This is a genomic window from Lysinibacillus sphaericus (assembly GCF_001629735.1).
GTDB lineage: Bacteria > Bacillota > Bacilli > Bacillales_A > Planococcaceae > Lysinibacillus > Lysinibacillus pinottii.
Genome location: NZ_CP015224.1, coordinates 4,039,504 through 4,063,225 on the forward strand (window position 1 = coordinate 4,039,504; position 23,722 = coordinate 4,063,225).

At 37.6% G+C, this 23,722-nt stretch carries 14 protein-coding genes and 1 riboswitch; of the genes, 9 read left to right on the forward strand and 5 right to left on the reverse strand.

From position 1 onward, the window contains the following. Positions 1–466: 466 nt before the first annotated feature. A complete protein-coding gene (locus A2J09_RS19880) occupies positions 467–1,423 on the reverse strand; it encodes an ABC transporter substrate-binding protein (protein WP_012292476.1) in 957 nt (318 codons plus the stop codon). A 98-nt stretch (positions 1,424–1,521) separates the two neighbouring features. Here A2J09_RS19880 and A2J09_RS19885 point away from each other — a divergent pair, with 98 nt between their 5' ends. Then, the gene (locus A2J09_RS19885) at positions 1,522–3,087 is read left to right on the forward strand and encodes an ABC transporter substrate-binding protein (RefSeq protein WP_012292477.1); all 1,566 of its coding nucleotides are present in this window, start codon (positions 1,522–1,524) and stop codon (positions 3,085–3,087) included. A 100-nt stretch (positions 3,088–3,187) separates the two neighbouring features. Next, entirely contained in the window at positions 3,188–4,126 is a 939-nt protein-coding gene (locus A2J09_RS19890; protein WP_012292478.1) for an ABC transporter substrate-binding protein, read from the forward strand. A gap of 513 nt (positions 4,127–4,639) precedes the next feature. Here the strand turns inward: A2J09_RS19890 and A2J09_RS19895 are convergent. Next, positions 4,640–5,938 carry a hypothetical protein gene (locus tag A2J09_RS19895; RefSeq protein WP_012292479.1) on the reverse strand — a complete coding sequence of 433 codons (1,299 nt, stop codon included), beginning with the start codon at positions 5,936–5,938 and terminating at the stop codon, positions 4,640–4,642. Between the two features lie 457 nt (positions 5,939–6,395). Here A2J09_RS19895 and A2J09_RS19900 point away from each other — a divergent pair, with 457 nt between their 5' ends. Beyond that, complete coding sequence (locus A2J09_RS19900) at positions 6,396–7,550, forward strand: response regulator (protein ID WP_012292481.1); 1,155 nt, start codon at positions 6,396–6,398, stop codon at positions 7,548–7,550. A 300-nt stretch (positions 7,551–7,850) separates the two neighbouring features. Here the strand turns inward: A2J09_RS19900 and A2J09_RS19905 are convergent, their stop codons facing one another. Continuing rightward, the gene (locus A2J09_RS19905; RefSeq protein ID WP_051563170.1) at positions 7,851–9,497 is read right to left on the reverse strand and encodes an S-layer protein; all 1,647 of its coding nucleotides are present in this window, start codon (positions 9,495–9,497) and stop codon (positions 7,851–7,853) included. 254 nt (positions 9,498–9,751) lie between these two features. Between A2J09_RS19905 and A2J09_RS19910 the strand changes: the two genes are divergently transcribed. The 3 genes from A2J09_RS19910 (at position 9,752) to thiC (ending at position 15,318) form a co-directional block, all read left to right on the forward strand. Then, positions 9,752–11,851, forward strand: a complete 2,100-nt coding sequence (locus A2J09_RS19910; RefSeq protein ID WP_036160608.1) for a methyl-accepting chemotaxis protein — start codon at positions 9,752–9,754, stop codon at positions 11,849–11,851. 429 nt (positions 11,852–12,280) lie between these two features. Next, positions 12,281–13,210 (forward strand): AEC family transporter, encoded by a 930-nt coding sequence (locus A2J09_RS19915; RefSeq protein ID WP_012292484.1) that lies wholly within the window; start codon positions 12,281–12,283, stop codon positions 13,208–13,210. Positions 13,211–13,283: 73 nt separating this feature from the next. Continuing rightward, positions 13,284–13,398, forward strand: a riboswitch (TPP riboswitch). Positions 13,399–13,539: 141 nt separating this feature from the next. Continuing rightward, on the forward strand, positions 13,540–15,318 hold the full coding sequence (thiC, locus tag A2J09_RS19920; protein ID WP_012292485.1) for a phosphomethylpyrimidine synthase ThiC: 1,779 nt from the start codon (positions 13,540–13,542) through the stop codon (positions 15,316–15,318). Positions 15,319–15,488: 170 nt separating this feature from the next. On the opposite strand, the gene A2J09_RS19925 is transcribed toward thiC, so the two are convergent. Together A2J09_RS19925 and A2J09_RS19930 are read right to left on the reverse strand one after the other, a co-directional pair. Continuing rightward, positions 15,489–16,994 (reverse strand): catalase, encoded by a 1,506-nt coding sequence (locus tag A2J09_RS19925; protein ID WP_012292486.1) that lies wholly within the window; start codon positions 16,992–16,994, stop codon positions 15,489–15,491. A 298-nt stretch (positions 16,995–17,292) separates the two neighbouring features. Next, entirely contained in the window at positions 17,293–18,747 is a 1,455-nt protein-coding gene (locus tag A2J09_RS19930) for a response regulator transcription factor (protein WP_012292487.1), read from the reverse strand. Between the two features lie 277 nt (positions 18,748–19,024). Here A2J09_RS19930 and hutH point away from each other — a divergent pair, with 277 nt between their 5' ends. From hutH to hutI, 3 genes are all read left to right on the forward strand, one after another. Further along, positions 19,025–20,539: a histidine ammonia-lyase gene (gene hutH / locus A2J09_RS19935; RefSeq protein WP_012292488.1), complete on the forward strand. Its 1,515-nt coding sequence runs from the start codon at positions 19,025–19,027 to the stop codon at positions 20,537–20,539. A 154-nt stretch (positions 20,540–20,693) separates the two neighbouring features. Further along, positions 20,694–22,364, forward strand: coding sequence for a urocanate hydratase (gene hutU / locus A2J09_RS19940; protein WP_012292489.1), 1,671 nt, complete (start codon positions 20,694–20,696; stop codon positions 22,362–22,364). A 38-nt stretch (positions 22,365–22,402) separates the two neighbouring features. Then, complete coding sequence (hutI, locus tag A2J09_RS19945; RefSeq protein WP_206701070.1) at positions 22,403–23,638, forward strand: imidazolonepropionase; 1,236 nt, start codon at positions 22,403–22,405, stop codon at positions 23,636–23,638. Positions 23,639–23,722: the final 84 nt, after the last annotated feature.

Below are 23,722 nucleotides of genomic sequence, written 5' to 3' on the forward strand. Positions count from 1 at the left end.
TTATATTTATTGTCCATCATTTTACTCATCCCCTAACTGTTATTCATATTATTTTAACATTTTTCTTTGTTAATTAAAATTGTAATTTTAGTTATTATTTAACATTTTTTATTAGCGTTCCGATTCACCTACCACGACGAAATATTAGTGTGACTTAAAATTTTACGGGATTTTTAAATGCATAAAAGTCAATGGTCTTCAGAAGGCGAGTGTTTAAAGCTATCTCCAACATTTCTAATACAAGAGAATAGGTTGGAGGAGAAGCATATTGAATATGTAATTTCTATTAAATAAACTTTTGATAAACAAAATTTCTCACCAAATAATTAAACTCTTTAATATCTGTCACCCATTTTTGATTGGCGTATCTGCTCTTAAAAAACATTTTTCCCTATAGAAATACTACACCCTCAATTGTTAAAGTGTGCCTAACGATTGAAGTGCAGTTCAATGCCACTGAAGGTTTTTACTTAGCGATACTATCTAAGACATTTTCAATGATTTGGCGATTGGCAATGGCCCCGGAATATAACCAGCTTGAGCTTTGGTCAAATTCATAAACGTGGCCATTTTTTATGGCAGGTATATTTGCTAGGAGAGGATCGTTTAGTAATGTAGAACTGCCTGCACGATTATTGTTAATAACAAAGAGATAGTCTGCATCTATTTGTACGAATTTTTCTAAAGATACTTGTGACCAATCACCAGCAGCAGAGGCGGATATTTCTTTCACTAGGCTAGGAGTTTTTAGCCCAAGATCCTCATATAGAACAATACCACTCGAGGCTGTATCGCTTACCATATAAATTGTATTGTTAGTATTCCAGATGACAGTGGCGGAAGGGTTCCCCACTTTATTGTGAATATCCTCCTTTGCCTCTTTAGCAAATTGATCATAATCTGTAAGGACTTCCTTTGCTTTATCTACTTGATTAAAAATTTCTCCCACTTTCAGAAGCTTGTTACGCCAATTATTATCTTCTGCTCCCATTACATATGTAGGCGCAATTTTTCTATATTGCTCGTATTTTCTCCCTTCTGCGATTTTTGATGAACCGATGACAATTAAATCTGGATTAAAGCTTGTAACTGCTTCGAAGGGAAGGTCAAACCCAATTGTTGGAACGTCCTTTAATGATTCCTGAAGGTAGTCTTGAATAGAAGCCCCACCTTTTACTGACCATTGTGCTACTGGCTTAATGCCTAAAGCAACGAGGTGATCTTCTAGGTAGGGTGCAATGATACGCTGGGGACTTTCGGAGACTGTTACTTCATTACCTAATGAATCTGTTAATACACGATTTGAGTAATCAACGTTAGCCTTATCTGCTGATGGAACTGATTGATATCCACATGCAGTTAAGAGAATCGAAAAAATGAGAATACCTGTAAATATGGAATTCTTTTTTGAAAAATCTATCAAAGCTATAATCCTCCAATGTAATTGATTTCTAATATTCTATTCCATTATAATGAAAATGATAATCAATATCAATTTGGAGTTTAGGAGATAGAACTAGAATGTACAAAGATAATGAGGTACTGTGCCAATTTTTTTATCAACCTATTCAAATTGTGAAATTAGAAGAACTATTATGCGATAAAAGAGGGCGTTTGGCATACCCATTAATCATCGTAGTTTACGAGGGTCATGCCATCTATACGCTACAAGGTCGACAGCTTCAGCTTAGCTCAAATTCTATTATGTTTGTGGATGATGTAGACGATTTTCAACTACTTAAAGCAAATGAATGTACAGGGGTTGTCATTATATACCGTGCATATGGCCCGAATATAATTAATTTATTACAAGACACCACCTTAATGGAACATTGCTCATATCGTCTCATGAATTTAGTCAAAGAGATAGAAAGAGAAGCGAAGATTACAGTCGAAAGTAATCCGTTTCGTTTACAAAAACTATTTAGTGAAATGTTAGAAGAACTATACAACCATTTATGTATTCACAAACAACAAGAAGGTTTGTGGATTGATAGGGTACTTGATTATATGAATTTAAATTTCAATGAAGACTTAACAAGAGAGCAAATGGCTGAAAAAGCGCAGGTAAGTCCCGAACATTTTTCTCGTACGTTTCATAGGTACACTGGATATACGTATAGCGAATATTTAACATTATTAAGAATAAGGGAATCTCAGAAAAAACTATTACTAGGGATGCCAAAATTAGATGATCTAGCCCAAGTAGTAGGCTACAGAGAGGGGACCTATTTAAGCCGGAAATTTAAAGAAATTGTCGGTGTATCGCCTACAGTTTATTATCAAAAATCAAAACGTCTTATTGTACTGAATGCCAATCATACTGCCTGCTTACTGGCCTTAGGTATTACGCCAGTGTTGGGAGTGTATTCCCCATTTTTAGAGGATATCAAGTCTGTTCCTTCCTCACAGAAATTGAAGGGCTATGAGTATGATATTACTTCAAATTATCAAGAGATAGCAGTAGCACGTCCAGATGTCATTATTAACTACAGCAGCGGCAAAGAAAAACAAACTTTACTGTCTTTAGCCCCCGTATTCGAGCTGCCATGTAGACAGTTAAGTTGGCGAGAGCAATTTGAGCTTATTGCCAATTTAGTAGATAGACGAGAGGTGTATAATAATTGGCTTCAGCAGTATGATGCCCAGGTAGCTCAGTGCAATCAACTTCTTGATCAACAGCTTGGGGCAAGGGGGACTGCTATTGTTTGGGAAATAGGTAGTCAAGCAGCTTATTGTATAAATAGTAGTCATGGAAGGGGGAGTCATATCTTATACGAAGATTTAGGGTTTAGTCGACCAGATGAGATTGTCACACACAATATAGAAAAAACAGGATATTTAACAGTTAATATTGAAGAAATCGTTCATTTTCCAGCTGATTATATATTTGTAACGGCTCTTCCTACAAAAGATTTCGGAAAAGAGTGGCTTTTAACAGCATTACACTCAGAAAAATGGCAGTCACTTGTGGCTGTGCAAAAGAAGCAGGTCTATTTTATTAATCAGTATGAATTATTTTATGGATATGATCCTTTATCTACCACAGCTCAATTGCAAAAACTTATGGAAGTACTGACATCATAAAATTACAAGGCAATACATCACTTTCATGCATAGACAGATAATTTGCATTCTTCTACAATTATTGAGAATGATTATCAATTGATGTATATGGAGGGAAAAAATGCTTAAACAAAATAGAAAATTCATAACGCCACTGTTTCTTCTATTACTTCTTCTGTTAACGGCTTGTGGAGAAAAGGAAAAGACCGATAGTCCAGCTACGGAGCAAGATGAAGCGGAGACAAAAACGGTTCAGACGACAAATGGTGAGATTGTTATTCCGACTAATCCTCAGCGTATTGTAGCAGAAGAATATATTGCAAGTTTACTTGTATTGGACGTCAAACCAGTGGGAGCTCCTGGCCTAGCTCTTGAAAACTATTATTTAAAGGAAGCATTGAAAAGTGTAGAGGATATCGGTGTATATGGGAAACCATCGAGTGAGAGGATTTTAGGACTTAAGCCTGATTTGATTATCACTGGTAATGGAGAAAATTATGATGCTTTAAGTAAAATTGCTCCAACTGTAGTTATCCCATACGGGGAATTAAAAAATGCACATGAGGAGCTTACATTTTTCGGTGAGTTACTTGGAAAAGAGCGAGAAGCAAAGGATTGGCTCTCCCAATATGATCAGAAGATTGCTGATGCTAAATCACAGGTAGATGCTATTATCCCAGAAGATGCAAGCTTTTCTATTATGGAAGATGCAGGTAAATCTATTTATGTTTATGGTGATAACTTTGGTCGTGGAGGACAACCAGTTTATCAGTCATTTGGTCGAAAGCCACCTGCCAATGTAGCTGAAGAAATTATTCAAAAGCAGTGGGCTGAGATTTCCGAAGAGGTACTGGCAGATTATGCAGGAGACTACATTATTTTGACTTCAAATGATAGAACTGTTGAAGATTTTAAGAAAGATCCAATATGGGGCAGCCTGCCAGCTGTAAAAAATAATCATCTTTATGTTTGGCCTGAGGAACGTTCATGGTACTATGACCCAACAGCAGTCTTGGCTCAGGTTGAGGAATTGACAAACTGGCTAACGAATAAAAGATAGTAGAAAAAGGTGAGCGATAATTTAATTTAATAGTCTCAATAACGTACTATAGAAGCATCTTTCCTAGTGAAGGTGCTTCTTTATGTTACATTTTAAGATTTTATTGAGAATATATTATTTATAGTATTTACAAGGGGACCATTCTACAGCATCTAAATCACAAACAAAGGTTGTATCCACTATTAAAGGGGACGTTGAAATACCCATTAATCCTAAATGAGTAGTTGTGATGTATTATACTGGCGACGTCCTAGCATTTGGTGTAACACCTGTGGGTCGCTTCTAAGAAGCAATGTATGAATATTTAGGAATGCGTGCGCCAGAAATTATTCAACAGAAAATAGATGATAAGAATAATACTTAGGAGGCGATAGATGTATCCTTAGAAGTATTAACGGAGTATACAGCAAATTAAATAAATGGTGCCTCGTAAATGGACAACAGGTTAATGGGGTGCTTTAAGAAAGCACTAAAGAAACCTTTGGAATGGGTATCTTTAGTGCTTTTAAATGTTTAATTTCTAATAATTTGGAATGTCCCAGGTGCCATTGTTTGGATAATATGACGGTTTCCACTAACGATATAGTTAGCTGGTACTTGCTTGCCAAAGTCATTTAAGTGGTTGATTGACGAGTTTGCTGATAAACCTTCAATAATAATCTCCATGTTCGCATCGAATGTAACTTGCTTTTTATTTAGTGTAGCCTGAAGCGTAATGCGATCTCCCCTTTTTGTTACTTGAATGTCGATGACACCTTCATCTTCATTAACTAATGTATAAAGTGGAGGAATGATAATTGTTATTTTATCCTTTGTTGTTAAAATAAAGCGCTCCGTATCAATCTCTGAGTCAGAAACATTTATTTTGGTTTTATAAATATTCTTGCTTTTCGTCATAGCTGTTGTCTTACCTGGTATAGCTACCGTATCGGATAGTACAGGTATTTTAGGGACGTTACCTTTTGAAGGGAGTGTATATTTCCCTTGGACAAAATCAACTAAGGTCCAAACATTTGGCACGAGTTGCTGCTGTACAGGTGTTAGAGCTTCAAAAGCTGTTTTTACTTCTTGTACATCTTGAGGAGTAGATGTTTTTGGTGATAGAGCTGTAATTGCACTTTCTACAGCCTTAGCAGCAGCCTTATCCTTCAATACAAGCTGTTCAGCGTCAAGCAGAAGCTGCTCAACGCCAGTAGGTAAAGAAACATATGAAAACCTACGTAAGGCATATAGCTCTGCTCGAGCATCGGCGACATCTTTATGGAAAGTTGGACGAGATGAATTAATTAGTTGAATTTTATTTACTACTTTATCAACGGATGTATTAGGCGCAATATACGATGTTAATATCTTTTGCGCGGCTGCACTTACAAAAGTTTTTTGGGCTGCATTTAAGGTATTATACCAATCTCTTGTTTCCATGACATTTTGATAGTAATTAACAGCTGTAGATTCTACTGAATATAACTTTTCCTCAATTTGTGCCGCCAGCTTACGGTAAGAAATTCTTGTCTGTTGATGTGCTGATAATGTTGAGTAGTTTGTTACATACTGTTTTTCCAGTTCTGTTAGAGCATTGTAGGCTTTAAGTGCTGCCTCCAAATTTGCTTGGAAGGTAGAGGTTGTGTAGTTAATATTGTTAATCAATTGCACAACATTTGACACGTTAGAATTATAGTAAGAAGTACTGTATATGTATGCCATGCTCGGTTGTCCGCTCACATTAGCAGCAGATGCTGGTGCTGGTGAACTATAAAGGAGCGAAGGGACCGCCACTAACGATAGCAGGGCTAACTTTTTTTTATTTTTCATACATGAGATGCCTCCTAATTATATTTTTGTAAACGGAAATCTATCCAATAAATGGTGTTATATCAATTTTATCATAGCCTAGGATCTTTTTATGCATTTTTTGGTCGAATAGGTAGATTGGTTATGTTTTTTTAGTGAGGGTTTAGAACTTCAGTACCTATTTAAAGCGGTATTAACAAAGAATTGACTTTTTGGTGAGCAAATTCCTGCTGGATAATCTGATGGAGATAGTTCCAAAATGAACGATTAGAGCAGTCTGTTTCAATTTTTTGGAACAAAAAATAGAAGCACTATAGTTAAAGTACAGTAATTTTTTAGGAGATACGTTCTTTTTCATTCTATAACAGTAGATGTCTATAAATTGGTTTATTTATCCTTCAAAAGTAATGCAATCTCTCAATTTTTAAAAAAAATAAACGATAATAAGTAAAGGGGTAGTTTTTAAGGAGGAGTAATAATGAGAATTGTGCTAGTAGATGATGAATATTTATCATTAAAAAGATTGAAAACCTTGCTTGAAGAAAGTCATGTTCCTGGAATAGAGATAGTTGGAGAATACACCGATTCTCTAAAAGTGATTGAAGAGATACAGAACCTACAACCAAGTGTTGTATTTTTAGATATAGTCATGCCGGATATGGACGGCTTAGCATTGGGAGAAAAAATTCAGGAATTATTGCCAGATGTAGAAATTGTTTTTACAACTGGGTTCGATCAATATGCGCTAGATGCCTTTAATTTACATGCTGTCGATTATTTATTAAAGCCCATACAAATTACACGTCTAGAAAAGACATTAGACCGTCTTGAACAGATCAATAATAAACATAAAAAAAGGGTGGTGAACTCTACAATTATTAGTCTATTTGGTGGTCTCCAGGTTATTTCACCAGACGGCCATACACAAATTCTAAAATGGCGAACATCTAAAGCGAAAGAGTTATTTGCCTACTTACTCAATCACCGTGATGAAATCATTTATCGTGATACTATTTTAGAATTATTTTGGCCAGAGTCTGATAGAGATAAAGCATCGAAACAACTTTATACTGCCGTTTATACAATACGCCAAACATTAAAAAACTACGGGCTGGATGGGGTGCAGATTTCAAGTCCATTGCTCAATTCAGGTTATAAACTCCTGTTGGAGCAAACCATTGTTGATGTAGAACAATGGTTGTCTAGCTTGAAGTCTTTACCTACACTAGAACAGGAAAACGTAGAAGAGCATGAACAAGTATTCCAAATGTATACAGGCGACTACTTAGAAGATTGTGATTATCTATGGGCAGAAAGTGAAAGAGAGCGTTTAAGGCGACTATGGTTACACCATGCCCATCAGCTAAGTGAATTTTATATAAAAATTGAAAACTACTCGGCTGCTATTAAGGTACAGGAAACAGTTCAAGCTCTGTTTGCGGGTGAAGAGGAAAACTATTTCACCTTGATGAAGCTTTACGATTTACTGAATAACGTAGCGGCTGTCGAGGAACAATACTTGCTGTTAAAAAAAGCACTTCAGGAGCATTTTGCTGTGGAACCAAGTGAGGAAATTGAGAATTGGTATAAAAGATGGAAGAAGACCAAAACACTAACGCACATGAATGTTTAAAGATATAGCATTAGCATTATGAAAAAGGACTCTTGCAGTTTGCGGAGTAGATAGAAGACCAAAGCCATTGAAGTCAACACTCAATGGCTTTTATCATTCTGGAACATTTCCTGTTTAGATGGGCTTTACTTGAATAGGGATTTTCAACTAATAGATAATAAACGATAAAATTTATAGCTATTAGTCAAATGTTATGCATTGATTTAATGCATCGCCATCAACGTTTATCCCTCTATGTAGAAATTGATTAGAACGGAGGACAAGCCCCCGCCTATAGTGAAAATCCCCGTTCATGATGAATTAATCTTTCCCTTTTTTATACTGGCCTTTATAGGTTGAAATAGCATTGTTTAAATAATTAATGACATATGTGACTTCGTAGTCAGAGAAATAATTATTAGATAAAAACGTTTCAGCGTATGATACTGCCGAATCGAAAATGTACCATTCCATATATGTTGTCCAATTGGTATTTGAAGATAAATCAGCCCCATCCTCTGAAACAGTCACATATATACTTTTTGCTTGATTAACGAGCGTTTGTAAGTTGTATTTATTACCATAATAATAATTATTATTATACTTATAAGCATTCTTATAGGTCCAAATGGCATTGTTTAAGTTATTGATAGCACTGGCAATATCTGTTTGAGTGGCGTAATAATTATTAACAACTGCTTGAGCAGCTGAAACAGCGGAATCTATAGCGTTCCTCTCAGCTTGCGTTGTCCAGGGATTATTATGGTAAACATCAGAGCCCCAAGAAACCGTTACATATTGAATTGAATTAATTAAAGATTGAAGAGTAGCTTTATCGCCATAGTTGTACCCATAGCCATATTTTGTGCCACTCTTTTGGGCATTTTGGTAGACTGCTAACGCATTTCTGTATTGTGAAATAGCATTCTTTACTTGTTCTTGTGAGGCGCTATTATTGTTTGCTATCGCTCTGGCACTTGTCACGGCAGAGTCAAAAATATTCCGATCAACCTGTGTTGTCCATTTGTCAGTTGTTAAAATATCGTATCCATTTATAGAAACCTGCACGTAAGGGGGGGATGCTAGTAGCGTAGTTAGTTCTTTTTTATCAATAGCTGGTAGGGTAACAGAGACCTTTTTATTGTCTACTTGTACTTTACCCACCTGATGTCCTGAATTTAATGCTACTTTTGTGCCGTCTTTAACAATGATTTGTTCAATTTTCCCTTCGCCGAAAAGGTTGAAATTTTCCTCCACATTGATCGTCAGTTTTTCCACATTTGCCTTCAACTCAAAAGTGGGAACTTTACCAATTATATCGATTTTAGAAAGTGCTTGGTCAGAAGATATATTTACCTTCGTGCGTGCCAAATTGATAGTAGATGATTTCATATCCCTTAGCGTAACATACAGCCAGTCATTCTTCTTTATGATAAGTGGTTTTAATGTAATCGTATCGCTAACGGAAACGTCATCAAGTGTTATAGCTTTTTTTACTCTGTTTGTAATAATTAACTGACCATCAACCGTAACGTCTTGTATATTTACATAATCTGCGTTCACAGTGAAGTCACCAGAAATATGAGTGTGACCACCATCAAAGTATACTGATTTTTTGCTCGTACCAGCTTTGTTTAATGTTAAGGATGTCACGTCTATAATTTGCTTGTTTTTTACGACAATGGTGGCTAATGCATTCGTTAATGCTGTTTTATTTGAATGATCAAAAAGGGGCTTTAAATCTTTGTGGATTCTAAATGTACCATTTGATGTAATAACCGTATCGTTTGTGATGTTTTTAATCGTTACGGCATTGCCTACCATTTTTTTTGTTGCTGCAACCTGAACCTGTGTTTCATATAAATTCGATTGATTTAGGGAAAAAGAGGCTTGTGCAGTTGACACAGGTAATACTAGTGTCGCTGTAATCGCCGTGGCTATTAATGTTGATAGCGCTTTATTTGTCATGCAAGTCACTCCAATCATTTTATCTACTAGATAATATACCATAATTTACTATAATTTAATATTTTAAGTGTATGTTTTACTAATCATTTCAACTCAAATGAGCCATAAGTACTTTTAATTATAATAAACAAATCTCTTAATATGCCTGTATTTTTATCTATAATTATGTAAATTTCTACTTTATTCGCTAAATATTTTATTGAGATACGACCTTTCATCTATTATGATTATTTATAAAAGTGGGGGTGTTTGTGATGAAGAAATCAAGAGGAATTGCATTGAAACTATCTTCCCTAATCATAGGATTGTTTCTAGTTTTATTTTTATCCTATACAGTGACAACAGGGATTATTATAAAAAAGCAAAGTGTCGAAGATGCAGAGTATGGAACATTGCAAACGGCTGAATCATCAGCGGCTATTATGAGCGAGCGCTTTAAAAAAGCCAATACAACTTTACAAACAACGAAACGAATCGTTGAAAGTATGGAGAAAAATAAGACGCTATCTACCAAAGGCATTTTAGACATAATGGAAAATAATTTAGCTAGTAATGATGATTTATTAGGGGTAGGGGCTATCTTTGAGGAGAATTCCCTTATTGTAAACCCAAATGAGGCTATATTGGTAGATTCCCAAAAACGTTTTGGACCATACTTGAGCAAAAATGATAATGAAATAACGACCACTCTTATTGAGGGTTTAGATGATAAAAATGTTTCTCAATGGTACTGGGTGCCAAAAGAAGAGGGACGGACAGTTTTAACGGAGCCCTATGATTATAGTGTAAACGGACAAACGGTACTAATGACAACAATTTCTGTACCATTAGTTAATGCTTCCGGGAAGTTTTTCGGTGTATTAACAGCAGATGTGTCCATAGATTATTTAAATGAGTTGACAAAGTCAGTTGCACCAGAAGGCGGCTATGCAGCCATTATTACAAATAACGGTGTATTGACAGCTAACAGTTTTGGTAAAGAGCTAGATGGGCAAAATATGCAGGATGACCCCGCTTGGACAAGCATACGTAAGACAATGGAAAACGGCGAACTAACAAGTATGTACATAGATTCTAATGAACTGAAGGATAAAGCCTATAATGTATTTGCTCCCATGATTTTAGAGGACATTGACGAAACTTGGACCGTTCAAATTGTATTAGCTGAATCAAAAATTTTAGAGACGTATAACCATGTATTCGTCTATACAATTATTGCTTCCATTATAATGGTAGCTTTGATGACTGCTGCAAGTGTACTATTCATTTACAAACAACTAAAGCCGCTCAAGTTTTTACGCTCATCCATTGAAACAGCAGCGGGAGGCGATTTAACACAAAAAGTAGAGGAGAAATATATTAAACAGGATGAAATTGGTGCGGTTGCATTGGCCTATAATAATATGTTGGATAAAACCAATAGTGCTATTAAAGCCGTGTTAAACTCTACAACTCTATTGAATCAGTCTTCTAACCAGGTACATGAGGCATTTAATGAAATCGTGTCTTCAAGTCAAGAGGTATCAGTAGCCATAAATGAAATTGCACAGGGAGCATCGAAGCAATCAGAGGATACTGAAGAAACGAATTACCGCATGATGGATTTATCGGATCAAATAGATGCCATTACTGCGCTTTCGAATGAAATGGACGAGTTATCGCTCAAAACAAATGTAACAACAGAAAAAGGCATGCAAGAGGTTCAAAGTTTACATGAACATAATATAGGGACAAATGAGATGAATGGCCGTATTCAACAGCAAATGGAATTACTAGCTTCTAATATTGCTAATATTAATCAAATTATTGGCTCTATTCAAAGCATTACGGAGCAAACTAATCTATTAGCTTTAAATGCAAGTATTGAGGCTGCGCGTGCTGGTGAGCATGGAAAAGGTTTTGCGATCGTGGCGGAAGAAGTAAGAAAGTTGGCGGAGCAATCAAAAAATGAAACAGAAGTTATTAAAAGCACGGTAGAAAGCATTTTAGAAAATTCTCAGCAAACAGTTGCTGTCATTGCCTCGAATGCAGAATTAATGCAATCGCAAAATGAGTCCGTACAAAGCACGCAATTGGCTTTTAAAGATAATAGTGATTTGTCACGTGCAATTGCAACTTCTATTAGTGAGCTAATGACTCAGTTATCTACTATGTTAGAGCATAAAAATCAAGCAATTATGTCTATCCAAAGTATTTCGGCTATATCAGAGGAAACAGCTGCCTCTGCTGAGCAAGTAAGTGCCTCTGCAATGGATCAACAAGCAGAATTGCAAAAAGTGGCAGAGTCTATGCAAAACATGAATGATATCTCTAATGAACTGCAAGAGGTTGTTAATCGATTTAAGCTTGCGTAAAGAAAAAGACTGCTTAGAACCTTTAAGTAGTCTCAGACTGTTGATAAAAGGAATCGAGAAGTTGATGCTCGATTCCTTTTTTCATTTTTTACTTATTTCAAATGGACCTTTGTTGCTCGATCATGTACAGCTCAAGCATAAAAAGCTTACCACGTCCAAGCTGACAGTATCTTCAAGTCTCCTTTAAGACAAGTTCAATTGTTCTGCATTTTGGCATACCAATCCTAAATGACGTTAAATAAGTTTTGATGATTCTTATATTCTGGACATTGCTTGAGTTCATTGATTTGAACTTTTGAATTTTTGCAACCATTAGAACGAAGCGCGACCCCGCACATAGTGTAAATCAACGGTTTTAATTATGAAAGTAAGTGGCATTGACCTAGTGCAATATCGACACTACTATTAAAAGGGAGGGGGGACATCAATATGGTGTATCTTGGAATGATTTTTTTTCAAATTGTTGCACCTATTTTAGTATTACTTGTACTAGGGGCCATTCTACAAAAGAAATTTCGCTTTAACTTAAAAGCATTATCACAGCTAATTACATATTGCTTTATGCCAGCGGCTGTGTTTATAAATTTATATGAAACGAGTATAAAGCTGTCTGTGCTAGGGGAAGTCGGGTTGTTTATTGTACTTTTTATTGGTAGTCAAATGCTACTCAGTCACTTTTTAGCGAAAGGGCTTGGACTAGCTAAAACGGAGGCGGCTGTTTTTAAAAATAGTGTAGTACTCATTAACTCTGGAAACTATGGTATTCCGGTAGCTCAAATGATTTTTGCCTCTCAACCTATTGGTGTAGCCATCCAGGTTATACTCGTTATCTTTCAAAACATGACTACGTATACGTATGGTTTATATAATTTAATTTCGTCTACTAAATCAGGCTTGACGATTCTAAAGGATTTTATAAAAATGCCTATTATTCACGCTTTAATAATTGGTGTGGCAATGAATTATTTTGATATTGGCATTCCTCCGTTTATTAAAATACCAATAGACCATGTTGCGGATGGTTTTATTGCCGTTGCATTAATCACGCTGGGCGCGCAATTGTCTCAGATGGAAATTAAAACTATGTTTAATAAAACAGTCTTCGTCAGCTGCTTGACTCGATTAATTATCGGACCAGCTGTTGCTTTAGTCATTATCTTTGCACTGGGATTAAATGGGGTCGTAGCACAATCATTATTTATAGCGAGTGCTTTTCCCACATCCCGCAACAGTTCAAGTCTAGCATTAGAATATGATATAGAGTCGGCAACAGCTGCACAAACCGTTTTATTTTCTACCATTGTGAGTTGTATAACGGTCACAATTGTGATTTATATCGCTGATGTATTGTTTACTTAATAGAATGGCAAAAATATTTAAATGATAGCTTCCATCTCTTAGCAATATCTGCTACACTAGCATCAAACTGAATAGTATTAACTAGGGGAGTCTGATGAGTCAGGCTGAGAGGGAAACGCATAGAGGTTTCTTGACCCTTTGGACCTGATCTGGCTCATACCAGCGTGGGAAAGTTAAGAAGCTATTGCCTATTACGTGCAATCAATAGACCCTTTACATTCATGGCCGGATCCAATCATTATGTTGGATTCGGCCTTTATTTATTTTCCTTTTGGGGTGAGCTAGATTCGGTCCTTACTTAAAATACATTTAAGGGAGAGAAGTAGCTCATGTCAGCGATTAGTGAAAAGAACATTATGATTATGTCTAACTTTGAAGGAAGTAAAAAGGTTTATGTGGAAGGATCACGTCCAGATATTTTAGTACCAATGCGTGAAATTACATTAAGTCCGACGACGGGTAGCTTTGGAGATGAAGAAAATGCCCCTATTCGGGTGTATGATACGAGTGGCCCGTATACTGATCCTGCATTTCATGTGGATATTACAAAGGGCTTACCGGCTTTACGAAGTACTTGGATACAAGAGCGAGGAGATGTAGAGGAATATGAAGGGCGTACCATTAAACCTGAGGATAATGGCTTCCGTCGCGCAGATGATCCACGTATCCAAGAAAATGTCTTTCCTGAATTGATGAGAATGCCTTTACGTGCAAAAAGGGGGAAAAATGTAACACAGTTGCATTATGCTAGAAAGGGAATTATTACACCTGAGATGGAGTTTGTAGCGATACGAGAAAATATGGACCCTGATTTCGTGCGTTCAGAGATTGCAGCAGGTCGAGCTATTATGCCCTCCAATATTAATCATCCGGAGGCAGAGCCGATGATTATCGGTCGTAACTTCCATGTGAAAATTAATGCGAACATTGGAAATTCAGCCGTATCATCTTCGATTGCAGAGGAAGTCGAAAAGATGACATGGGCTACACGCTGGGGTGCAGATAATATTATGGATCTATCAACTGGCAAGCATATTCATACAACGAGAGAATGGATTATTCGAAATGCCGCAGTACCTGTTGGAACAGTACCAATCTATCAGGCATTAGAAAAGGTAAATGGTGTAGCTGAAGATTTAACGTGGGAGGTATACCGTGATACGCTTATTGAACAAGCAGAGCAAGGGGTAGATTATTTCACTATTCATGCGGGTGTTCTTTTACGTTATGTTCCTCTTACAGCAAACCGGGTAACGGGCATTGTGTCTCGGGGAGGCTCCATTATGGCGCAATGGTGTTTATACCATCATCAAGAAAACTTCCTCTATACTCATTTTGAGGAAATATGTGAAATTATGAAAACTTATGATGTAGCCTTCTCATTAGGAGATGGCTTACGTCCAGGGTCAATCGCGGATGCAAACGATGAAGCGCAATTTGCGGAGCTTGAAACATTAGGTGAGTTAACCCAAATAGCATGGAAGCATGATGTTCAAGTAATGGTGGAGGGGCCAGGTCACGTTCCAATGCATTTGATTAAAGAAAATATGGACAAGCAATTAGAGGTTTGTAAGGAAGCTCCCTTCTACACATTAGGCCCATTGACAACAGATATTGCTCCAGGTTATGACCATATTACATCTGCTATTGGAGCGGCAATGATTGGTTGGTTTGGTACAGCTATGCTCTGTTATGTGACACCGAAGGAACATCTAGGATTACCTAATCGGGAGGATGTTCGAGTAGGGGTTATTACTTATAAGATTGCTGCACATGCTGCAGATTTGGCAAAAGGGCACCCAGGTGCACAACAACGCGATGATGCACTGTCAAAAGCGCGCTTTGAGTTCCGCTGGCGCGACCAATTTAACCTTTCTCTTGATCCAGAACGTGCAGTAGAATATCACGATGAAACATTGCCAGCAGAGGGGGCCAAAACTGCACATTTTTGCTCAATGTGCGGTCCTAAATTTTGTAGCATGAGAATTTCACAGGATATTCGTAATTATGCTAAAGAAAAGGATTTAAATACAACTGAGGCCATCCATGAAGGTATGAGGGAGAAGTCAGTGGAGTTTAAAAAGGCAGGTAGTCAAATCTATCTATAATAATAAAAGGCTTGTGTTAATTTACTAGACACAAGCCTTTTTTATGTTGCTTCCATGTTGCAAATTGAGGTAAGCAGTTGGAGGCTAGACGAAGACAAAAAAGCTCCATGTGATGATTAAATTCACATGGAGTAAAAATTGGATTTGGATATCAATAATTAAATGGAATATTAAACGTTTGTTGGTTGTTTTACGTATGGGTTTGTAAGATCCATACCTTCTAATGAAAGACCCATTGCTTTTGCAACACCGTCACCATATGCTGGATCAGCTAAATAGCAGTGTAGGATGTGACGTCGTTTGATGAACTCCTCGACAGAAGCCATATCATTAGCCGTATTTTCAAATAGACGTTGTTGTTCTTCCGCAGTCATTAGGCGGAAAAGTTTACCTGGCTGCTCGAAGTAATTATTATCGTCTTCACGGAAATCATGAATTCCTGCATGACCATCAATGCGTAACTCTGGCTCTTTATGGTCTAAATTATGCTCCCATTCACCATAGCTATTTGGTTCATAGCCTAGTGTTGAACCAAGGTTGCCATCAAAACGCATAGCACCATCACGGTGGAAAGTGCGGAATGGACATTTTGGTGCGTTAACAGGAAGCATATAGTGGTTTACTCCTAAACGGTAGCGTGCTGCATCCGCATAGGCAAAGATACGACCTTGTAACATTTTATCTGGTGAGAAGCTAATACCAGGAACGATGTTAGATGGTGCAAATGCAGCTTGTTCCACTTCTGCAAAGTAGTTGTCCGGGTTTTTATTTAACTCAAACTCACCTACAGGAATTAATGGGAAGTCTTTTTTATACCATACTTTTGTTAAGTCGAATGGGTTGTATGGTAGCTCACGTGCTTGCTCCTCTGTCATAACCTGAATATACATTTTCCATTTAGGGAAATCGCCTTTTTCAATGGCTTCATATAAATCACGTTGTGAAGATTCACGATCTTGACCGATTACCTCAGTTGCTTCAGCACCTGTTAAATTTTTAATGCCTTGTTCTGTACGGAAGTGGAATTTAACCCAAACTCGCTCATTATCAGCATTGATAAAGCTATAAGTGTGGGAACCAAATCCGTGCATATTACGGTAACCAGTTGGAATACCACGGTCAGACATTACAATCGTTACTTGGTGAAGTGCCTCTGGTAATAGAGTCCAGAAATCCCAGTTAGAATTAGCGTTTTTCATATTTGTACGTGGATCACGTTTTACCACGTGGTTTAAATCTGTAAAGTGTAGTGGATCACGGAAGAAAAATACTGGTGTATTGTTTCCTACTAGATCCCAGTTGCCTTCTTCTGTATAGAACTTAAGGGCAAAGCCGCGGATATCGCGCTCAGCATCTGCTGCACCACGCTCACCAGCAACTGTGGAGAATCGTGCGAACATTTCAGTCTTTTTGCCCACCTCTGAGAAGATTTTAGCTTTTGTATATTGAGTTATATCGTGCGTTACAGTAAAAGTACCAAATGCACCTGAACCTTTGGCGTGCATACGACGTTCAGGGATTACTTCACGATTGAAGTTTGCTAATTTTTCAACTAGCCATACATCTTGAAGTAAAAGAGGGCCACGTGGACCTGCTGACATAGAGTCATGGTTACTTACTACTGGAGCACCACCTGCTGTTGTAAAACGACGGCTACGATCATTTGCGTTTGTCATATTAGTTACCTCCTGAAAATAATGTAAGTCGAACTCTTCGTCTATAACTATAACAAATATAAAATAGAATTGCTAGTACATTATAATAATTCTTGTTAAAGAATTTTTATAGTGAGATACAAAGTATAAATATATGCATCGGAGAGGCTGTATATGCTTAATTTTTGTGTAAAATTTGTTGTTTAATAAACTAGATTTAAACAGTATTTGTACGGTAAATGAAAAGAAGTATAAAGTTAAACACCCATAATAAAATCCTTGATTGAAAATGAAAACAACTAATTGAAAATATTCTTGATTAGTTTTTTCGATATCGATGAGGGGTCATACCGATTTGTTGTTTAAATATTTTAATGAAATAATTCGGGTCATCAAAACCGTTTAAATGAGCAATCTCACTAATTGCAAAATCAGTTTCTAGTAGCATCTTAAGGGCGTTTTGAATTCTAACTTGCTGTATATAGCGCTTAAATGGCAAGCCTTGTTTTTTTGAAAAAATCGTACTTAAATAATTGGGGCTGATGCCAAGCTTACGCGCGACAAAGGGGAGAGACAAGGAACTCTCTTTAAATTGCTGATCAATAATTTCTAAAGCTAACTCAACATAATCGGCTCTTTTCTCCATGCGAGCTTCACGTGCAAGTTCAATTAATCTCTGAGTGAATGAAATAATGCCATTGAGAATCGTATAAAAAATAGGATGCTCAATAATTAAATGAAATAGCTGACGGTAGTTTTGTTCAATGACTGCTTTTTCGTGTAGTTTATATTTCAACATAAAGCGCCGAATTTGTGCTAAGACACTTGTTAGATGGATACGTAGATCATCTTGCTCATAATAGATGCCTTCATTAGAAAGTCGATATAAAAATGTTTTTACGGCTTCGAGATTACCTTCCTCCAGGCTACTTATTAATAATTGCTGTTCCTCTGGTGTTAGTAATGGATCGAAGGGGTGTATTTCAAATTGTTTACTTGCGTAAAAAAGGTGACCGAATCCTTCGTAAAAACTTTGGTGAAGTACACGCTTTGTTAAAGTATACATATTTTTAATGCTTGTAGCAGGTCCATCATATATCCCGATATTTAATGAACTATTGCTAAACAAACGCCATTCCTTCATAAGAGTACGTACATCCTTCTCCACCACTTTTATGTCTTGCGTTTGAAAAAGGCAGACAATTCTATTCGATAAAGGATAGGTTTTCATATGAAAGTATATAGGTGTTTGTTGAAGCCAATTGTAAAGCTTGTTATAGGTCTCGGCGTGCTCAGGCTCAATTATTGTAAAATGAATGCCAGTTTCAATAGAGTTTGATTTAGTATCTAAAAATAAATGATTATAAAATGATTCATTTGCTGTCTCCTGCGCATCATCTATGATTTGTGGTGAGCGCACGGAAATGACCGTCAGTTTTTGCTTTAATACTTCTAAATCAATGGGCTTTATGAATAGATGAGCTACCTGTAAATCAATGGCTTTCAATGCGTTTTTAAATAAGGGCTCTGTTGTTACGGCTAAAATAGCACCTGAAAATTTTTGTAGATCTCCATAAAGAGAAGTTAGGCCATTATTAGGGATCAGGTCGATATTTAATAGTATGGCATCCGGTTTAAATTGTCGGATGTATTGAGATGCATCGGAAATAGTAGTGCACATGTCAATAAGAACGTCGCCTGGAAAATAGGTATGTAAAAACCACTTAATGCCTGCTAGTTCAGTGGGGTCTCGGTCGATTAATAACAGCTTCATAACATTTAACCTCGCTTAAAATATTCTAGTTTCATAAAAAAATACGATTATATTAATAAAAATAACATAGGAATCTGAAAAAAATCATGTTTTCTCTTTTAAAATTCTCTATATTCTGAAAAAAGTAGTTAGTACAATGGAAATAGAGTAATTGATCTTCATTCAGCGGAAAATTTATTTACTATGAAAACGCTTAAATGCAGTTGAATGCGGATGCTTTAGTGATTACGTTAAAATGAATTTTACATAAGCCATAAAGGGAATAGGGGGATGTCATGTGAAGTCGATCATCGAGCTTGATGGCAATACATTAACAAGACAACAAATTGAGAAAATCGTTAAAGGGCATGCAACGGTTGAACTTGCTAAAGATAGTATAGAACGTATTCGTTTAAGTAGGGAACGTATTGAAAAGCGTTTAGCGGAGGGGCAAACTATTTATGGTGTGAATACAGGTTTTGGCAAACTAAGTAATATAAAAATTGAGGAAGAAGATATAGAGCTTTTACAACTGAATTTATTACGATCAGATGCAACAGGTGTGGGTCAGCCGTTTCCAACTGATGTTGTACGTGCCATGATGGTTTTACGTGCAAATGCCTTAGCTCGTGGATTTTCAGGTATTCGTGAGGAAACTGTACAGCTATTATTAGATTTTATTAATAAAGGCGTACACCCAATTGTTCCGTCACAGGGTTCAGTTGGAGCAAGCGGAGATTTGGCGCCATTATCACATTTAGCTTTAGTCCTAGTGGGAGAAGGTAAGGCTGAGTTTAATGGAGAAGTGATGAGTGGTAGTGAGGCGTTACAGCAAGCGGGATTATCACCTGTTCGACTCCAAGCTAAAGAGGGGCTGGCACTTGTAAACGGTACACAGGCTATGACAGGTATCGGTGTCTTAACGGTTAATGAGGCTGAACGAATTGGGCTTGCGGCAGATATGGCTGCTAGTTTAACACTAGAAGCATTGAAGGGTATCACATCTGCGTTTGACCCAGCCCTTTTAGCGGTAAGACCACATCCAGAGTTAGAGCTTGTTGGTGGTCGTATTCGTAAGTGGCTTGAGGGAAGTAAGCGAGTGACAAAGCAAGGAGAAATTCGTATGCAGGATGCATATTCATTGCGCTGTATTCCACAAGTGCATGGTGCTTCCTGGCAGTCTTTCTTTTACGCGGAGAACCGAGTACAAACGGAAATGAACGCCACGACCGATAATCCGATTGTTTTAGAAAACGGTGAAGTACTATCAGGTGGCCATTTTCATGGTCAGCCCATTGCTTTAGCAATGGACTTTTTAAAAATTGGGGTAAGTGAATGGGCTAATATTTCAGAGCGCCGTACAGAGCGAATGGTGAATCCACAATTAAATGAAGGCTTACCACCATTTTTAGCGACAAACCCTGGGATTGAGTGCGGTCTGATGATTGCTCAATATACAGCAGCATCTATTGTCTCAGAAAACAAAGTGTTGGCGCATCCTTCCAGTGTAGATTCAATTCCTACATCAGGGAATCAGGAAGACCATGTAAGTATGGGGACAACTTCGGCTCGTCAAGTACGTCAAATGGTCCGAAATGCTGCCCTAGTTATAGCAATAGAAATGATTTGTGCATCACAGGCTATATATTTAGATAAAGCAGAAGAACAATTATCACCAACCACACGAAAGTACTTAGAGAAAGTTCGTGAGTTTTGTCCACCACTATTAGCAGATCAGCCAATTGGTGATGAAATAGAGGCGTTGGCGGAATATTTATTAACGAGTGATGCTCTAGTAAAGGAATATGTGTAAAGTTGATTAAACGATTTTAAGTGGGAAGAGCTGAGGCAAGACTTAGTTTTTTAAGTCGCCTCTGCTTTATAAGTGATTATTCATTTATATATCTGAATATTCAGTTTAATAGAATGCTACTAACGTTTTTATCATTTTAAAGGAGGGTTTTTTTATGGTATTTAAAACAAGTATTCGTGCACCACGTGGAAACCAACTAACTTGTAAAGGGTGGACACAGGAAGCAGCAATGCGTATGCTAATGAACAATCTTGATCCTGAGGTAGCGGAGAATCCAGATGAGCTGATTGTTTACGGAGGTATTGGAAAGGCAGCTCGTAATTGGGAAAGTTATGAGCAAATAATTGCTTCATTAAAGAAATTAGAGAATGATGAGACTTTATTGATCCAATCAGGGAAGCCGGTAGCTGTATTTCGTACACATGAACATTCTCCCCGTGTTTTAATTGCCAATTCCAATCTTGTACCAGCGTGGGCTAATTGGGACCATTTCTATGAATTAGAAGATCGAGATTTAATGATGTATGGTCAAATGACTGCCGGTAGTTGGATTTATATCGGTGCACAAGGTATTTTACAAGGCACTTATTTATCCTTCGTAGAAGCAGGGAAAAAAGTATTTGGCTCTGCAGATTTACGCGGTAAATTTATCCTTACAGGTGGTATGGGGGGAATGAGCGGTGCACAACCTCTAGCGGGGAAAATGGCTGGCGCAGTCATCCTAGTTGTAGAAGTAGAGCGTGCCCGCATTGAACGTAAAATAAAAGAAGGCTATTGTGATTATCTTGTAGAAACTGTGGATGAAGCGGTTGCATTAGTAAACAAATTACGTGACCAAAAAGAGCCAGCATCGATTGGCCTTGTTGGAAATTGTGCAGACGTTAATCGTGAACTGTTGAATAGAGGGATCATTCCAGACTTTGTCACAGACCAAACTTCTGCACATGACCCGATTAATGGCTATATACCAAATAACATGACATTTGAGGAAGCTTTAGCACTTCGTAAATCAGATGTAAAAACATATGAACGAAGAGCTAAGGAAACTATGGCAGAGCATGTTCGTACAATGCTAGAATTCCAAGAGGCGGGTGCAGAAGTATTTGATTATGGCAATAATATTCGCGCCTATGCTAAAGAAATGGGTGTAACCAATGCCTTTGATTTCCCAGGCTTCGTACCAGCCTATATTCGCCCGCTGTTCTGTGAAGGAAAAGGGCCATTCCGCTGGGCTGCGCTTTCGGGGGACCCTGAGGATATTTATAAAACGGATGCACTTGCAAAAGAGATGTTCGCAGAAGATGAAGGTCTTGTTAATTGGATCAATATGGCTCAAAAAATGGTTAAATGGCAAGGTTTACCAGCTCGTATTTGTTGGTTAGGCTATGGTGACCGTCATCGCTTTGCATTAAAAGTAAATGAAATGGTAGCGAATGGTGAGTTATCAGCTCCAATTGTTTTTGGTCGTGATCATCTGGATTCAGGTTCAGTGGCATCCCCAAATCGTGAAACAGAAGGCATGTTGGATGGTTCAGATGCAGTATCGGATTGGCCGATTTTAAATGCGCTAGTTAATACAGCAAGCGGCGCCAGCTGGGTAAGTGTTCACCATGGAGGTGGCGTAGGTATGGGCTATTCACAGCATGCCGGGCAAGTGCTAGTAGCGGACGGATCGGAGCTAGCAGCGGATAAAATTGCTCGCGTGTTAATTTCGGACCCTGGTATGGGTGTAGCTCGTCATGCAGATGCCGGCTATGACATTGCTATTCAGACAGCTAAAAACAAAGGTGTGCATATACCAATGCTAAAGGATGATGTAAAGTGACCATCTTAATCAAAAATGCCAATGAAGTGATTACATTAATGAGTAATGTACGAGGACCTCGCACAAAGGAGAAAATGCGAGAAATAGCTATAGTGGAAAATGGTAGTATTCTTATTGAAGAAGATCGAATTGTTGCTGTAGGTGCTTTTGAGCAGCTAGAGGTAGATTTTCCTGAACTAGTAAAGAAAGCAAAAATAATTGATGCTTCAGGTAAGGTCGTTATGCCAGGATTAGTGGACTGTCATACGCATCTCGTACATGGAGGAACCCGTGAAGAAGAGTTTAATATGCGACTCAATGGTTCTACCTATATGGAAATTATGAATGCGGGTGGCGGCATCCACGCCACAACAAAGCTTACACGAGATACTAGCTTTGATGATCTGTATGAAAAAACAAGGCAGCACTTAGATACATTTTTAAAGCATGGAGTCACAACCGTTGAAGCCAAATCAGGCTATGGATTGGATTGGGAGACTGAGAAGAAGCAACTTGAAGTAGCGAAAAAGTTACAAGCAACACATGATGTGGATGTTATTAGTACTTTTATGGGTGCACATGCAGTGCCTCGCGACTATAAAGGGCGTGAGGATGAGTTTGTGGAATTGGTTATTCTTGATATGCTACCCAAAGTTGCAGAGCAAGAACTGGCTGAATTTAATGATGTATTTTGTGAAAAAGGTGTCTTTACACCAGAACAATCTAAGCGTATTTTAGAGGCTGGCAAAGCCCTTGGACTAACACCGAAAATACATGCCGATGAAATTGAGCCTTATAAAGGTGCTGAACTTGCTGCGGAAGTCGGAGCCATTTCGGCAGAGCATTTGTTAGTTGCTTCTGATGAAGGTATTCAAAAAATGGCTGAAGCAGGTACAATTGCTGTCTTGCTGCCAGGAACTGCTTTCTTTTTACGTGCACCGTTTGCAAGAGGGCGTCTAATGATTGATGAAGGGGTACCTGTAGCCATTTCAACGGACTTTAACCCAGGATCGTCTCCGACTATGAGTCTACCATTTATTATGAATTTAGCTTGCATGCATATGGGAATGACACTAGAGGAGGTACTAACGGCAACAACAATTAATGCGGCATATGCATTGAATCGAGGCGAACAAATAGGTTCCCTTGAAGTTGATAAAAAAGCTGATGTTATTATTTTAGATGTTGCTAATTATAAGCAGTTACAATACTTCTATGGCATGAACCATACAAATACAGTGATTAAAAATGGGCAAGTTGTTGTACAAAATGGCATTTTGCTGAAAGAACAATAAAGTAAATGGGCATAAATAAGGCATCAAAGCTTTATTTATGCTTTTTTATCTAAATTGAAAAAATCTGACCATAATAGGCTTTAT